Genomic DNA, 13,435 nt, shown 5'->3' on the forward strand with positions numbered 1-13,435 from the left:
ATGCTGCTACGTCCAATTTCTGATCTGTAGCACCCTGAAACTTGACAGGAATCAGGGGTGCCCGAAACGCCGCGAGCACGGCGGGAGTGCCTCTCGTCGAGGCCTTCCAGCGCCGTGCTCGGCGGGTGCTACGCGGTCGTGCGGAAGAGACTAGGCCTTGGCCTTCTTGGCGGTCTTCTTCGCGGCGGTGCCCTCGGCGGGAGCAGCGGCGGGGGCGGAGCCCTCGGCGGCGGCGCCCTCGGCCGGCTTGGCGGCGTACTTCTTGCGGAACTTCTCCACGCGGCCCGCGGTGTCGAGCAGCTTGTACTTGCCCGTGAAGAAGGGGTGGCAGTTCGAGCAGACTTCCACGGTGAACGAGCCGCGCGTGGACTTGGTCTCGACGGTGTTACCGCACGCACAGGTGATACGGGCGGCCGGGTAGACCGGGTGCAGATCGGGCTTCATTTGGACGACTCCCTGCGCCTTGCCCCCACGCGGAGGTGGGAGGTCTGGCGTTCTAGAGGTAGGCCGGCGCTTATAACGGCGGACCGGCCCTGGCACAAGGCCCGCGACCGGGCCCCGTCCAGACTAGTGAGATGCGGACCCCGGGGGTTCGATTCGCTCCACCCGCTTCTTCACCTCGGGATCATCCTGAACGTTGCCCCCCAGGGCGATGTACGACAGGCGCAGGGTGCGCTCACTCCCCTGCTTGCCGGGTTCCACCTGCAGTGCGAGCGCCTTCCGGCGCGCCTCGACGCTGGCGATGGTCTCCTCCCAGCTCTTCCGGGTCCGCTCGTCCTTCGCCGCCGCCAGGCTCCGCCTCGCCTGCTGGAGGTTGGCGTCGAGCATCTTCAGGTTCTGCTGGGCCCGCTCCGTCTCGGAGAGGTCCACGAAGGGACCCTTGCCGTCCACGGAGAGGGTCAGGTGGCCGATCTCCCGCCCCCGCTCGCCCGTGGGGACGAGGGTGGCGAAGTCGTTGCGCTGGGGCGTGCCCTGTCCCCGGTTGTCGTTGGACTGGAGGATGAGGTCCACGGCGTTGCCCGCCTCCTGGGAGAGCTTGACGGCCTCCAGGTAGGGCACGGCGGCGAGCACCACCACCACGTCCACCTTGTCCTGGGTGCGCAGGCGGCGGGACTCGGTGATGGCGGCGGGCACGGGAGGCTTGCCCACCGCGCCCTTCTGCGTGGACACCGGCCCCTCCGGCGAGAGGCCCACCAGGCCGAACTTCACGCCGCCCACCGTCACCACCGTGGAGGCCGGGAAGAGCGGCTTGCCCGCCGCGTCCACCAGGTTGGCGGACAGGAGCTTCATCTTCCGGCCCTTCGAGGACCGGGTGAGGAAGTCCGTCCCGAGCGTCAGGTCGCGCGTGCCCACGGCCATGGCCGTGGTGCCCAGCCCGTCCATCAACTCGAGCAGCAGCGCGGCCCGCTCCTTCTCCTTCGGATCACCCCCCGCCGCGGCGGATTTGAAGAGCGCATTGCCCGCGTCCAGCACCAGCACCGGCTTGTCCCCCGCGCGCTCCCGCGAGAAAGCCGTCTTTCGTCTGGCCAGACCGCCAGACGGGTTGTGGCGTCAACCACAGGGGGCGATCTCGCCCCCGTTGTCTCCGGTGAAGAGGAGGACCACCTGCCTGGGCGCCGCGTTTGACACCATGGGCGTCAGCAGCAGCGCGAACACGGCCAGCAACGTCAGACGCATGCTCACTTCTTGCCACCCTTCTTCGGCTCGGCCTTCTTGGCCTTGTCCAGCTCGGCCAGGCGCGCCTTGGCCGTCTTGGCCGCATCGGACTTCGGGTAGCCCTTCACGAGCTCCTCGAGCGCCAGCCGCGACTCCTCCTGCATCTTCAGCTTCTTGAAGCACTCCGACGAGCGCAGGTACGCGTCCGGCGTGGAGTCCGCCTTGGGGTGCTCCTGCAGCAGCTTGCCGTACTCGTAGAGGGCCTCGCGGCACTTGTCCTCGGAGAAGTACGTCTCCCCCAGGCCGAAGTGGGCCTCGGCGGCCAGCGCGTCCTTGGGCCACTTCTTGAGGAACTCCGAGTAGAGCTGCCGCGCCAGGGCCATGTCGCCGCCCTTCGCCTTCTCCTGGGCCAGCGCGAGGAACTCCTTCTTGTCCGTGGGCCGCTTCAGCTCCTCGGCCTTCTTCCGGGCCTCGGCCTCCTTCAGGGCCTCGTCGCCCTTGAGCGCCTGCAGCCGCTTCTCCGTCTCCTCGCTCGTCTTGGAGAGCGCGCCTTCCAGCTCGCCAATCTTGTAGAGGTACGTCTCCACCTGGCCGCGCAGCTGCGCCAGATCCTCCACCGTCTTCTGCAGTTGGATGCCGATGTCCGCGCCCGAGCGGCGCGAGGCCGTGTCCAGGCTCTGCAGGGCCTTGGAGACCTCGGCGATCTTCGCGTCGATCTTCGGCAGCGTGGCGTCGAGCTGCTCCCGGGTCTGCTTCAGCTCCGCCTGGAGCTGGGCCTGGGAGGCATCGAGCTTCTCGAGACGGGTCTCCAGGGCGCGGCCGCGGTCGGCGGGGTAGAAGCAGCCGGAGAGCGCGAGCGGGAGGGCTATCAGGGCAAGCCTTCTCATAGGGGGGCGCATCTTACGGTCAAACCCCCTGGCCCGCGCGGGCTTCTTCGGCCCTCGGGGCCCGCCTGCCCGCCTGTCAACGCGCCGGAGGCGGACCGGCGCCCCGCTCCACCCGCTCGATGGCTCGCGCACAGGCCACCTGCAGCCGGGCGTTGTTGAGGAAGAAGGGGGTGTTGCGCGCCCTCCCCTCCTCCAGCGAGCGCAGGGCCCGCCGGTACTCCACAGCGGCCTCGGCCGGTACGCCCCGCTGCTCGAGCAACATCCCCAGCAGGTAGCGCGCCGCGGCCAGGTCCGGGTCCAACGCGAGGCAGCGCCGCAGCGCCTCCGCCGTCTGGGGGCTCGCCTCGCCTCCCGAGGAGGCCCACTCCAGCACCTTCGCGAAGAGGGCATCCGCCTCCGTGTGCGCGCCGGCATCCCCGGGCCGCACCTCGGCGGGGGCCTCCGGTGGCGGCGGCGGGGCGGGGATCGCCGGGAAGCGGCCCGACATCGCGGTCCTCGGCAGGGGCTGGCGGGTGCCCACCGCGGGCAGCCCACTGGAGCTCGGCGTCCTCGGGGCCCCGGGCGGCGTCGCGTCGGTGAAGCCCATGGCCTCCTGCGCCCGCGCGTAGAAGAAGGCCTGCTCGAAGCGCACGGTGCGCAGGCTCGGCGGCGCGCGCAGCAACGGCTCGGCCGCCGAGAGCACCAACATCCCCTCCGGAGCCAGCCGCCCCGCCAGCGACGCCACCACCCGCTCGAAGGAGTCGGGGGCGAAGTAGATGAGGACGTTGCGGCAGACGATGATGTCGAAGCCCTGCCCCTCCGCCGCCACCGGGTACGGCAAGTCCATCAGGTTGTGGCACTCGAAGCTGGCCCGCTCCTTGAGGTGCCCCACCAGCGTGAAGCGGCCCCCGGGGGCGGGCAGGAACCAGCGCTCGCGCATGCCCGAGGGCACCCGCTGGAGCTGCTCCGAGCTGAAGCACAGCTCCCGCGCCCGAGTAATCGCCGACTCCGAGATGTCCGTGCCCAGCACCGTGCTGTCCGGATCCGCCCCCACCTCGGCGAGCAGCACCAGCAGCGTGGCCACCTCCTCGCCCGTGGCGCAGCCCGCGCTCCACACCCGCAGCGGCCGGCGCATCCTCGCCACCATCGGCTCCAGCACGTGCGCACGCAACGCCGCCAGCTGCGACTCGTCCCGGAAGAGCTCCGTCTTCTGCACGGAGATGGCGTCGATGAGCTCGGCCAGGTCCGCCGCGCCCGCGGGCGTCTGCAGGTGCAGCAGGTACTGCGGCGTCAACCCGCCCGGCCGTGCCGTCAGCTTCTCGTCGAGCCGGCGGCACTGCAACTCACTCAAGGCCATGCCCGTCCGCCGCGCCACGAAGGCGTGGAAGGGACTGGAGGCCGGCGGAAAGGCGGAAGAAGGAGCCACCTGCGATCAGCGCCCCGCGGTGAGCATCTCACCCCGGGCGAGCCGTACCAGCGCTCCCGCGATGTCGTCACCGTGGACGAGGTGATCCACCGCCTTGCGCGCCACCGACGCGCCCGGCATGCCGAACACCACGCACGACTCCTCGTTCTGCGCCAGCGTCAGTCCGCCAGCCTGCTTGATGGCGAGCATGCCATCCGCGCCGTCCTCGCCCATGCCGGTGAGGATGAGCCCCAGGGTGCGCCGTCCGTAGGCCTTGGCCGCGCTCTCCAGCAGCACCGTGCCCGAGGGCATGTGGCCGTCCCGCTCCACGCCCGGCCGCAGCGCCACCCGCCCCCGGAAGGGGATGGACATGTGCTGCCCCGGCGGGGCGATCAGCACGTTGCCCGGCAGCAGCTGCTCGCCGTCCGTGGCCAGCCGCACCTTCAGCTTCGAGGAGTTGGCCAGCCAGCCCGCCAGCGACTCGGAGAAGGCGGCGTTGATGTGCTGGACGATGACGATGGGCGTGGGGAAGTCCGCCGGCAGCTCCGAGAGCATCCGGAAGAGGACCTGCGGACCACCGGTGGAGCTGGCCACCGCGAGCACCCCGTACGGCATGCCCACCGGTTGCGCGGGCGTCACCGCCGCCCCACCCGTGCCCGGCAACGGCGGCCGGCGCTGCTTGCTGTTGTGGATGTGCCGGATGACGCGCACCGAGGACAGCAGCTTCACCTCGCGCGACAGGTTCCACGCCTCGGTGCCCGCGTCGATGGCGGGTTTGATCTGCAGCGCCAGCGCGCCCAGCTCCAGCGCCCGGCACGTGAGCTCCGGGGCCTGCTGCCGGGGATCCGCCGTCAGCATGAGGATGGGCGTGGGCACCTCGGCCATGATGTGCTCCACGGCCGTGAGCCCATCCATCACCGGCATCTCCACGTCCATGGTGATGACCTGCGGACGCAGCTCCCGCGCGGCCTCCAGCGCCTCCTTGCCGTTGGCGCAAGTCCCGACAACCTCCAGGTCCGGATCCCGGCCCAGAGCTTCGCAGATCAGCTGTCGGCAGATGTGCGAGTCGTCGACGACCAGCACTGACACTTTCTTGCCCATGTGGCTTCCATACTCCGTGCGCGACGCCCCGAGTATACCCAATTGGGCCCACAGTCCCGCAGGCGCACGTCAGCCCAGGAGCCGGCCCACCACGTCCACCAGATCCTGACGCACCAGGTCACCCTTGGTGATGTAGCCGTCCGCCCCCGCCGCCAACCCGCGCTGCCGGTCCTCCTCTCCTCCACGCGTGGTGAGGATGACCACGGGGAGGACCTTGTGGGTCGCATGCGCCTTGAGGCGGCGGGTCAGCTCCAACCCGTCCACCCGGGGCATCTCCAGGTCCGTGCAGACCAGGTCCACCCTGGGGCCATTGGGGGCCGCGTTGAGCATGTCCAGGGCCTCCATGCCGTCGGTGGCCATGACCACATCGTACCCCACGGCCTCCAGCAGGGAGCCGATCAGCTCCCGGGTGAGGGGGGAGTCGTCCACCACGAGGATGCGGCGGCGGGGAGCGGGAGGTGGACGGGAGGGAGCGGGCGCGCGGGGTACCCGCGGGCCCATGGCTCCCTGGGCGCTGGCGATGAGGTGGGCCGCCGACAGCACCATGGCGAGCCGGCCATCCGCCAGGGTGGTGGCGCCCGTGAGGTGCGGGAAGCGCGCCAGCAGTCCCTTCAACGGCAGGATGGCCTGGACGCTCTCCTCCAGGACGCGGTCCACCGCCAGCGCGGCCGTGGCCCCCTGGCTGCGCACCACCAGCACCAGGGCCCCCTCGCCCGCCACCTCCTCCGGCCCCAGCCCGAGCAGCGCCCCCAACGAGGCGAAGGGCATGGGCTGCTCATCCACCTCCAGCACCGCGCGCCCGGCCACCTCGCGGATCTGCGAGGCCTCCACCTTCACCGCCCGCGAGACGTGGACGGCGCTCAGGCAGAGCGTCTCCTCGCCCACCTTCACGAAGAGCAGCGGGGCCACGGTGAGGGACACCGGCACCCGCAGCTCGAAGCGCGTGCCCCCGCCCGGCGAGGAAGCCACCAGCACGTCTCCCCCCAGCGCCCGGAGCGAGCTGCGCACCGCGTCCAGCCCCACGCCGCGTCCGGAGATGTCCGTGGCCACCTCGCGCGAGGTGAAGCCCGAGAGGAAGATGAGCTCGCGCGCCGCTTGATCCGTCAGCGCCGACGCCGAGGCCTCGTCCAGGAAGCCCTTGCGCACCGCCGCCCGGCGCAGCAGCGCGGGCTCCAGGCCCACGCCGTCGTCCTCCACGCGCAGCACCAGCCGGTTGCCGTCCCGCGCGGCCCCCAGCGTCAGCCGTCCGCGCGGGTGCTTGCCCGTGGCCACCCGGTCCACCCGGGACTCCAGACCATGGTCCAGCGCGTTGCGCACCAGGTGCAGCAGGGGATCCCTCAGCGCCTCCACCACCGCCCGGTCGGCGCGGGTGTCCTCGCCGTCCACCACCAGCTCCACTTCCTTGCCCAGTTCGCGCGCCAGATCGCGCACCATGCGCGGGTAGGGCTCGAAGAGCACGGAGAGCGGCAGCATGCGCAGGCGCTGCACCTCTTCGGCCACGTAGCCCAGGTCGCGCAGCTCCTCGTTGGCCAGCAGCTTCGCCTCGCGGTGGAGGGCGGCGGCCAGCTCCTTCGCCTTGCCCAGCCGCTCCGAGAGCGCGGCGGCCGCCGGCCCCAGGTCCTCCGCGGCCCGCGCCAGCAGGCTCAGCTCCCGCGCCAGCTCCAGCCGCCGGGTGGTGGCCAGCTCGCGGCGGCGCGACACCTGGGTGAGGTTCGTCACCGCGCTCGTGAGCAGATCCAGGCTGGCCACGCCGATGCGCACCGAGCCGTCCGCCCGGTCTCCCGCGCGCACACCGGACGCCGAGCCCGTCCGCACCGGCACCTCGGGCGTGGCCGGCGGCATCCGGCTGATGGTGGTGGCGGCGGTGGCCGTCACGGACCCCTGCGCGCGCGGAGGCTCCACCGGCACTGAGCGACCCACCAGGGGAGGCCGCGCCGGGGGAGCCGGCACGGGAGGAGCCGACGGGGGCGGCGCCTGCCGGGACACCAGCGAGGACACCATGACGTTCAGCGGGGCCGAGCCCCACGCGGGGGTGACCTCGTCCCGCTCGTCCCGCTCCTTCTCCGGGGCCTCCTTGCGCGCGGGCGGCACCGGAGGGGGCGCCGGGCTCGGGGTGGGGGCGGGCGCCACCTGACCGGAGACCTCGGCGCGGGTGCACTCCTGCAGCCAGCGCACCAGCTTGTCCACCTCGGGAGGCGTCTGGGCCGGCTCGGGCGACGCCCCGGCCAGCACCAGCACCGCGTCTCCCGCCTGGAGCAGCGCGTCGATGGAGCCGGCGGACATCGCATGCTCGGCGCGCTCGGTGGAGCGCACCAGCTCCTCCATCTCGTGCACCACGGAGTTGATGGCGTCGAAGCCCATCATCCGGGCCTCGCCCTTCAGCCCGTGCAGCTCGCGCAGCACCGTGCGGCCGGCCTCCAGGCTCGCGCCCGCCTCCAGTTCCACGATGCGCCGGTTGATGCGCTCCAGGCGCACCCCCACCAGCTCCCGGAACTGTTTGAGCAACTTCTCCCGCGCGCTCACACCTTGCCCCCTGGCGCGGGTGGATCGATCTGGAAGCGCTCCACCACCCCTCTCAAATCACGCGCCAGCGTGGACAGGTCGCCATTGGCACTGATGACCTGCTTGGTGGCGTTGTGGCTCTGCTGGGTGATGCGCAGGATGTCCGCCATGGCCTCGGCGAGCAGATCCGTGCCGCCCTGCTGCTGCTGCGTGGCCAGCGAGATGGCCCGCACCGCGTCCGACGTGCGCCCGGCCAACTCGACGATCTGCCGCAGCGACTCGGAGACCTGCTGCGCCAGCGCGGTGCCCGTCTCGGTGGCGCGCACGCCGCCCTCGGTGGCCATCACCGCGCCGCCCGAGGCGTCCTGCACCTCCTCGATGAGCCCCTCTATCTCCTTGGTGGACTCGATGACGTTCTCCGCCAGCCGGCGCATCTCCGCGGCCACCAGCGAGAAGCCCTGCCCCACCTCGCCCGCCTTGGTGCCCTCCAGCTCGGCGTTGAGCGCGAGCAGGTCCGACTTGTCGGCCACGCCGTTGATGAACTCGACGATCTTGCCGATCTGCTGCACGCGCTTGTTCAACCGGGCCACCGCGGTGGCGATGGCCTGGTTGTCGTGGCGCATGCGGTTCATCGTCTCCAGGAAGGCCTCGGCGCTGGCCTGTCCCTGGCGGGCCGCCGCGAGCGTCTTGTGGGCGATCTCCGCCACCGAGCCGGCGTTCTCGGCGATCTGCCGGGCCGAGCGCGCCAGCTCCTCGGTGGTGGCGCTCGTCTCATCCAGCGAGCTGGCCTGCTCGGCGGCACCGGCCTCGTAGCGCGAGGAGGTGGAGAGAATCTCCTCGGTGGTGGTGCCGATGCGGTAGCCGGCGCGCTGCAGCTGCGCCAGCACGTCCGCCAGGTGGGCGCGCATGGTGGAGAAGGCGGCCGAGACGGACCACACCTCGTCCTCGGCGGGGATGATGCGCGAGCGGCTCAGGTCCCCCTCGGCGATGCGGTGGGCGTCCTCGCCCAGCTGGCGCATGGGACGGCCCAGCAGGGTGCCGCCCAGGTAGGCCGCGGCCAGGGCCACCCCGAAGACGAGCAGGCACAGCGCGCCGCCGGACCACAGCGCCTCGGTGCGCAGCAGCTCGGCCAGCTCCGCCTGGCGCTTCGGGTCGGCCTCCGTCAGCACCTGATCGAAGGCCCGGTTGGCCAGCACCGTGCTCACGTCCCAGATGAGCATGGCCGGCGTCACCACGACGATGGCGGTGAAGAGGCTCAGCCGCAGGCGGATCTGCGAGCGCCGGGGCGCCACGGAGATGGCCAGCTCGGGCGTCAGGCCCAGGGGGCCCATGTCCAGCACCACGCGCCGGGCCCGCAGCGTGACGATGCAGTACGTCAGCAGCGAGGAGAGCGGACCGAAGATCAACCCCGGCAGGCCGGTGCGCAGGGACTCCAGGAGGCCCATGGGCGCGCCGCTCACCCACAGCCCCACGTTGACGAGGACGGAGGTGAGCATCCACATGGCCAGCGTGGAGGTGAAGGTGAAGTCCGCCAGCCCGTGGACCTCCCGCAGCGCCTGCCCGAGCAGCTCCGGCTGGCTCGGTCCTTGCGCGGCCTCCACGACGAGCAGCCCGCGCAGCCGGCGCAGGCACAGCACCGCCTGCACCACGATGGCGATGAAGGAGAACGCCCCCATCAGCCTGAGGAACAGCGGCATGCTGTCATCCAGCCGCTCCCCGATGGTGAGCTGGGCGTAGCGGCTGCTGAGGATGAAGGTGGTGACGTTGGCGTAGACGACCGCCATCACCAGGCGGCGGCTGAAGGGACGCCGGTAGCGCAGGAAGCGGGGGGTCCGCATCACCCTTCCCTCTCCGCCACGCGGAAGCGCTGCACCGTGGCCTTCAAATCCCTCGCCAGCGCGGACAGGTCCGTGTTGGCCGCCACCATCTGCTGGGTGGCCTCGGCGTTCTCCTCGGTGACGCGCAGGATGTCGCCCATGGCGGCGGCGAGCTGATCCGTGCCCGTCTGCTGCTGCTGGGTGGCCAGGGAGATGGAGCGCACGGCGTGGGACGTCTGCCGCGCCAGCTCGAGGATGAGGCCCAGGCTCTGGTCCACCTGCGCCGCCAGCGAGGCGCCGCGCTCCGTCGTCTTCAGGCCCGCCTCGGTGGCCATCACCGCCGCCTGGGTGGCGTCGCGGATTTCGTCGATCAGCCGCTCGATGGCCAGCGTGGAGGACAGCACGTTCTCCGCCAGCCGCCGCATCTCCGCGGCCACCAGCGAGAAGCCCCGGCCGGGCTCACCCGCCTTGGTGCCCTCCAGCTCGGCGTTGAGCGCCAGCAGGTCCGACTTGTCGGCGATCTCGTTGATGAACTCCACCACCTTGCCGATCTGCTGCACCCGCTTGTTGAGCCGCACCACGGCATCCGCGATGCCCTGGTTGTCCGCCTTCATGCGGTGCATGGCCGCGAGGAAGGCCGCCGCGCTGCGCTGCCCGCTCTGCGCCGCCCCGAAGGTCGTCTCCGCCATGGTGGACACCGACTCGGCGTTGACGGCGATCTGCTGCGCCGAGCGCGCCAGTTCCTCGGTGGTGGCCCGCGTCTCGTTGAGCGAGATGGCCTGCTCCCCCGCGCCGGACTCCTGGTCCGCCGAGGTGGCCACCAGCTGCTCGGTGGTGGAGGAGATTTGAAGCCCCGCGCGCTGCAACTGCACGAGCGCCTGGGCCAGCTGCGCCTGCATGCGGGTGAAGGCGCCGGACACCGCCCACACCTCGTCCTCGGCGGGGATGAAGCGCGGGGTGCGCACCTCGCCCTGGGCGATGCGGGTGGCGTCCTCGGACAGGGCGCGCAGGGGCTCGGCCAGCGCCGTGCCCGCCACGTACGCCGTGCCCACCACCAGCAGCACCACCATGCCGGAGAGCACCACCAGCGCCATCCCGGTGGAGTGGCGGGCCTTGTGCACCACCTGCTTCTGCACCGCGGGCTCGCCCCGGTTCTCCAGGATCCGATCGAAGGTGCTCAACGTGCGGCTCACCGACACGTCGAGGATGAAGATGGACGGGCTGAGCACCGCCACCGCGGTGAACATCACCAGCCGGCGCCGCAGCCGCAGCCGCTCGGTGGGGAGCGCGGCGATGACCTCCTGCGGGGACAGGCCCTGCGCGGCGATGCGCTCGGAGGCCCGGCGGCCCCGGCGCACCACCATGAGGTAGACGAGCATGGAGGACAGCGGGCCGAGCGACACGCCCACCAGCATGAGGCGCATCCCCGTGCTCCACGGCGCCTGCGCCAGGGGCGGGAACGTCACCGCCAGCATCAGCGCGCCCCCCACCCAGGCCTGCAGGGTGAACCAGAAGCAGCGCCCGGGGATGCGGCGGACCTCCTGGAGCGCGCGGCGCAGGTTGTCCGGATTGGACGGCAGCCGCCCCTGCTCCACCGCCCGCAGCACGCGCAGCGCGTGACGCTCCTGGGCGCCGGACAGCACGGCGTTCATCACCAGCACCGCCAGCAGCAACCCCAGGAAGAGCCAGCCATGGCCCGCGGGCACCGAGTGCGTGAGCCTGCCGTAGAACAGCGCCAGCCCCAGCCCCACCACCCCGCCCAGCCAGGACGGCTGCGTGGTCCACGCCGACAGGCCCTTCAGCCCCTCCGGGACGCTCCCCTTCAATCCCTCCAGCGCACTCACGCGGCCTCCCGGGCGGAGGGCGCCAGGAAACGCCCGAAGTCCACCAACGACATCAACGGCCACAGCGCGCCCCGCACCTGCACGAAGCCGCGCAGACTGCCCCCCGCCACCCGGGCCAGCAGCGCCGGCGCCGGCAACAGGGAGAGCGGCTCGGAGTCGATCTCCAGCGCGTCCACGCCCACCGCCTCACCCGAGGCGGCCACGAGGATGCGCTCGGGCCCGGTGCACGAGCCGAAGGCCTGGCACGCCGAACCGGCCCGGCCCCCGAAGGTGCCCGGCGACTCGATGGTGGCCACCTCGTGCGCGGAGAAGGCCACCCGGTGGTGGCCCGCCCGGCACAGGAGCATGCCGGTGATGCTGCGGCTGCCCGTGGCCATGGCTCAGCTTCCCTGGCTGAGGTGATCGAACAGGCCCTCGGGATCGATGACCGCCACGTCCCGTTGGGCGCTGCGGGCGGGCCCGCGCAGGTGGAGGTGCACCCCGTTGACCCCCAGGGGCTCCAGGCGTCCGTCCACCTGGGACACGCCGGCCACCCGGCTGGCGGTGAGGGCCAGGGTGCCTCGCGTCAGCCGCACCAGCACGGCGCGGCGGGTGGGCTCGCTCTCGCCGGACACCAGCGTGCTCATGTCCACCACGGGGATGACCTCCCCACGGTGAGCGAAGACACCCAACAGGTGCCCGGGGGCGCCGGGCACCCGCGTCAGCTCCGGAAAGCTGACGACTTCCGCCGCGACCTCAGCTGGTACGGCGTACCAGCTGCTGCCACAGGCGAATACGAGGTAGGACTGCCGCGTCTCGGTCTCGGTCGAGGCCATTTCGCGCGCAGCCTACCTCAAGGACGGCTAGCGCACGAACTCGACGCGACGGTTGGCCGCCCAGGACTCCTCCGTGGCGCCCTGCTCGGCCGGCTTGTTCTCGCCGTAACCCACCGTCTTCAGCTGGCTGGCCGGCACGCCCAGGTCCACCAGGTACTTCTTGACCGAGGCGGCGCGCTTCTGGGACAGCTGGAGGTTGTACTCCTCGGTGCCACGCTCGTCCGCATGCCCGGCGAGCTCGATGCGGCCGGCGCCCGAGTCCTTGATGCACTGGGCCAGCTCGCCCAGGCGGCTCTGGGCCTCGGGGGTGAGGGAGGACTCGTTGAAGCCGAAGCGCAGCGGCTCATAGTTGCACTCGGTCTTCTGGGCGGCGGCGGCCACGCACTTGTTCTCCTTGCACTCCTGGTCCCCACCGCAGTCGGTGTTGGAGTTGCAGGCGCCCGGCGGCAGCGCGCAGCGGCCCTTCTGGCACTCCTGGGCGCCCTGGCACTGGGCCTTGGAGGTGCACTGCGGCTCGGCGCACTTGCCGGCCTCGCAGATCTTCCCGCCCGTGCACTGCTCGTCACGCGAGCACTCCGGGCCCTTGGGAACGCACTTGTTCTCCTGGCACGCGAAGCCCTCCTTGCAGTTGGCGTCGGCGGCGCACTCCTGGCAGGAGCCGTTCACACAGACCTCGCCCTTCTCCTGGCAGGTCTCGTCGCTGTTGCACTTGGGGTAGGTCGGCGGGCAGCCGGCCAGCACCGTCACAGCGAGGGCAAGCCCCGCGACCATCGAAATCCGACGCATTTCTCCTCCAAAAAAAGGACGTCCCGAGGACGAGTCACACCCAATTACGAGCCGTCCGCGTCTAGCCCGCCCTTGAACGTGGAGTCAAAGGCTTTTGTCCCTTTTGGAAGGTTCCACCCTGCCTTCGAAGCCCTTGATAGGACAAAAGAAAATCGAGAAACCGAGCCCGGCCGCCCGCCCCGCGGCCCACCGGGCGGCCTGGTTGCTTTCAACTCCCTGTGACAGGGCCGGACCATCCGTACCTTCCTGGGCGAGACACACCCCGTCCTCCCACCGGAGCCGCGGCCTGCGCGTCAGGCCACAGCGGGACTTGAGCCCCGCCTCCTCCTGCCACGCCTTCTCGGCCTTCTCGAGCGCCTCGAGCCGGGCCCGCAGCGTCTTCACGTCCGTGGTCCGCGAGCAGTACGCGATGAACTCACGCGGTCCGCCGCAGGGCTTGTGGCCGAATCCCGCCAGCTCGCATTCCTCCACCTTCTCGCAGCCGCGCGGGTTGGCCAGCGCCCGCGCCTCGCTCGCGAGCCTCTCCGCCCGCTGCTTCGATTTCGAGCCGCCCTCCCCCTCCGCCCCGCCCGCGCCCAGCAGCAACATCACCGCCCACGCCCCCACCTGCGCCGTCAGCAACACCATGCCGCACCTCCTGGCC

13 protein-coding genes are annotated in these 13,435 nt (G+C 71.5%); all 13 read right to left on the reverse strand.

Going from position 1 to position 13,435, the window contains the following annotated elements; translation table 11 throughout:
• Window positions 1-150 precede the first annotated feature (150 nt).
• The gene (rpmE, locus tag VFZ09_RS27410) at window positions 151-444 is read right to left on the reverse strand and encodes a 50S ribosomal protein L31 (RefSeq protein ID WP_329730631.1); all 294 of its coding nucleotides are present in this window, start codon (window positions 442-444) and stop codon (window positions 151-153) included.
• A gap of 123 nt (window positions 445-567) precedes the next feature.
• Complete coding sequence (locus VFZ09_RS27415; RefSeq protein WP_329730632.1) at window positions 568-1,479, reverse strand: 5'-nucleotidase; 912 nt, start codon at window positions 1,477-1,479, stop codon at window positions 568-570.
• A 72-nt stretch (window positions 1,480-1,551) separates the two neighbouring features.
• Window positions 1,552-1,677: a hypothetical protein gene (locus VFZ09_RS27420; RefSeq protein ID WP_329730633.1), complete on the reverse strand. Its 126-nt coding sequence runs from the start codon at window positions 1,675-1,677 to the stop codon at window positions 1,552-1,554.
• 2 nt (window positions 1,678-1,679) lie between these two features.
• Window positions 1,680-2,543: a tetratricopeptide repeat protein gene (locus VFZ09_RS27425; protein WP_329730634.1), complete on the reverse strand. Its 864-nt coding sequence runs from the start codon at window positions 2,541-2,543 to the stop codon at window positions 1,680-1,682.
• Window positions 2,544-2,619: 76 nt separating this feature from the next.
• Complete coding sequence (locus tag VFZ09_RS27430; RefSeq protein WP_329730635.1) at window positions 2,620-3,948, reverse strand: CheR family methyltransferase; 1,329 nt, start codon at window positions 3,946-3,948, stop codon at window positions 2,620-2,622.
• Between the two features lie 6 nt (window positions 3,949-3,954).
• Window positions 3,955-5,028 carry a chemotaxis-specific protein-glutamate methyltransferase CheB gene (gene cheB / locus VFZ09_RS27435; protein WP_329730636.1) on the reverse strand — a complete coding sequence of 358 codons (1,074 nt, stop codon included), beginning with the start codon at window positions 5,026-5,028 and terminating at the stop codon, window positions 3,955-3,957.
• A gap of 69 nt (window positions 5,029-5,097) precedes the next feature.
• Window positions 5,098-7,551: a hybrid sensor histidine kinase/response regulator gene (locus VFZ09_RS27440; RefSeq protein WP_329730637.1), complete on the reverse strand. Its 2,454-nt coding sequence runs from the start codon at window positions 7,549-7,551 to the stop codon at window positions 5,098-5,100.
• Complete coding sequence (locus VFZ09_RS27445) at window positions 7,548-9,368, reverse strand: methyl-accepting chemotaxis protein (RefSeq protein ID WP_329730735.1); 1,821 nt, start codon at window positions 9,366-9,368, stop codon at window positions 7,548-7,550. Before VFZ09_RS27445 ends, VFZ09_RS27440 begins: the two co-directional genes overlap by 4 nt.
• Window positions 9,368-11,191 carry a methyl-accepting chemotaxis protein gene (locus tag VFZ09_RS27450; RefSeq protein ID WP_329730638.1) on the reverse strand — a complete coding sequence of 608 codons (1,824 nt, stop codon included), beginning with the start codon at window positions 11,189-11,191 and terminating at the stop codon, window positions 9,368-9,370. Before VFZ09_RS27450 ends, VFZ09_RS27445 begins: the two co-directional genes overlap by 1 nt.
• Window positions 11,188-11,568 (reverse strand): protein CrdC, encoded by a 381-nt coding sequence (locus VFZ09_RS27455; protein ID WP_329730639.1) that lies wholly within the window; start codon window positions 11,566-11,568, stop codon window positions 11,188-11,190. The genes VFZ09_RS27450 and VFZ09_RS27455 overlap by 4 nt, the downstream gene beginning before the upstream one ends.
• Window positions 11,569-11,571: 3 nt before the next feature.
• Window positions 11,572-12,006, reverse strand: a complete 435-nt coding sequence (locus VFZ09_RS27460) for a chemotaxis protein CheW (protein WP_329730640.1) — start codon at window positions 12,004-12,006, stop codon at window positions 11,572-11,574.
• Window positions 12,007-12,033: 27 nt separating this feature from the next.
• Window positions 12,034-12,792, reverse strand: a complete 759-nt coding sequence (locus tag VFZ09_RS27465) for an OmpA family protein (RefSeq protein WP_329730641.1) — start codon at window positions 12,790-12,792, stop codon at window positions 12,034-12,036.
• A gap of 84 nt (window positions 12,793-12,876) precedes the next feature.
• The gene (locus VFZ09_RS27470; RefSeq protein ID WP_329730642.1) at window positions 12,877-13,419 is read right to left on the reverse strand and encodes a hypothetical protein; all 543 of its coding nucleotides are present in this window, start codon (window positions 13,417-13,419) and stop codon (window positions 12,877-12,879) included.
• Between the last annotated feature and the right edge of the window lie 16 nt (window positions 13,420-13,435).

This window comes from Archangium sp., from assembly GCF_036277355.1.
Classification (GTDB): domain Bacteria; phylum Myxococcota; class Myxococcia; order Myxococcales; family Myxococcaceae; genus Archangium.

What these genes read in the sequence shown, in the direction of transcription:
- VFZ09_RS27420 (WP_329730633.1), bottom strand. Translation starts at nt 1,677, where the DNA reads ATGCGTCTGACGTTGCTGGCCGTGTTCGCGCTGCTGCTGACGCCCATG.
- VFZ09_RS27425 (WP_329730634.1), bottom strand. Translation starts at nt 2,543, where the DNA reads ATGAGAAGGCTTGCCCTGATAGCCCTCCCGCTCGCGCTCTCCGGCTGC.
- VFZ09_RS27460 (WP_329730640.1), bottom strand. Translation starts at nt 12,006, where the DNA reads ATGGCCTCGACCGAGACCGAGACGCGGCAGTCCTACCTCGTATTCGCC.
- VFZ09_RS27470 (WP_329730642.1), bottom strand. Translation starts at nt 13,419, where the DNA reads ATGGTGTTGCTGACGGCGCAGGTGGGGGCGTGGGCGGTGATGTTGCTG.
- VFZ09_RS27455 (WP_329730639.1), bottom strand. Translation starts at nt 11,568, where the DNA reads ATGGCCACGGGCAGCCGCAGCATCACCGGCATGCTCCTGTGCCGGGCG.
- VFZ09_RS27465 (WP_329730641.1), bottom strand. Translation starts at nt 12,792, where the DNA reads ATGCGTCGGATTTCGATGGTCGCGGGGCTTGCCCTCGCTGTGACGGTG.
- rpmE (WP_329730631.1), bottom strand. Translation starts at nt 444, where the DNA reads ATGAAGCCCGATCTGCACCCGGTCTACCCGGCCGCCCGTATCACCTGT.
- VFZ09_RS27445 (WP_329730735.1), bottom strand. Translation starts at nt 9,368, where the DNA reads ATGCGGACCCCCCGCTTCCTGCGCTACCGGCGTCCCTTCAGCCGCCGC.
- cheB (WP_329730636.1), bottom strand. Translation starts at nt 5,028, where the DNA reads ATGGGCAAGAAAGTGTCAGTGCTGGTCGTCGACGACTCGCACATCTGC.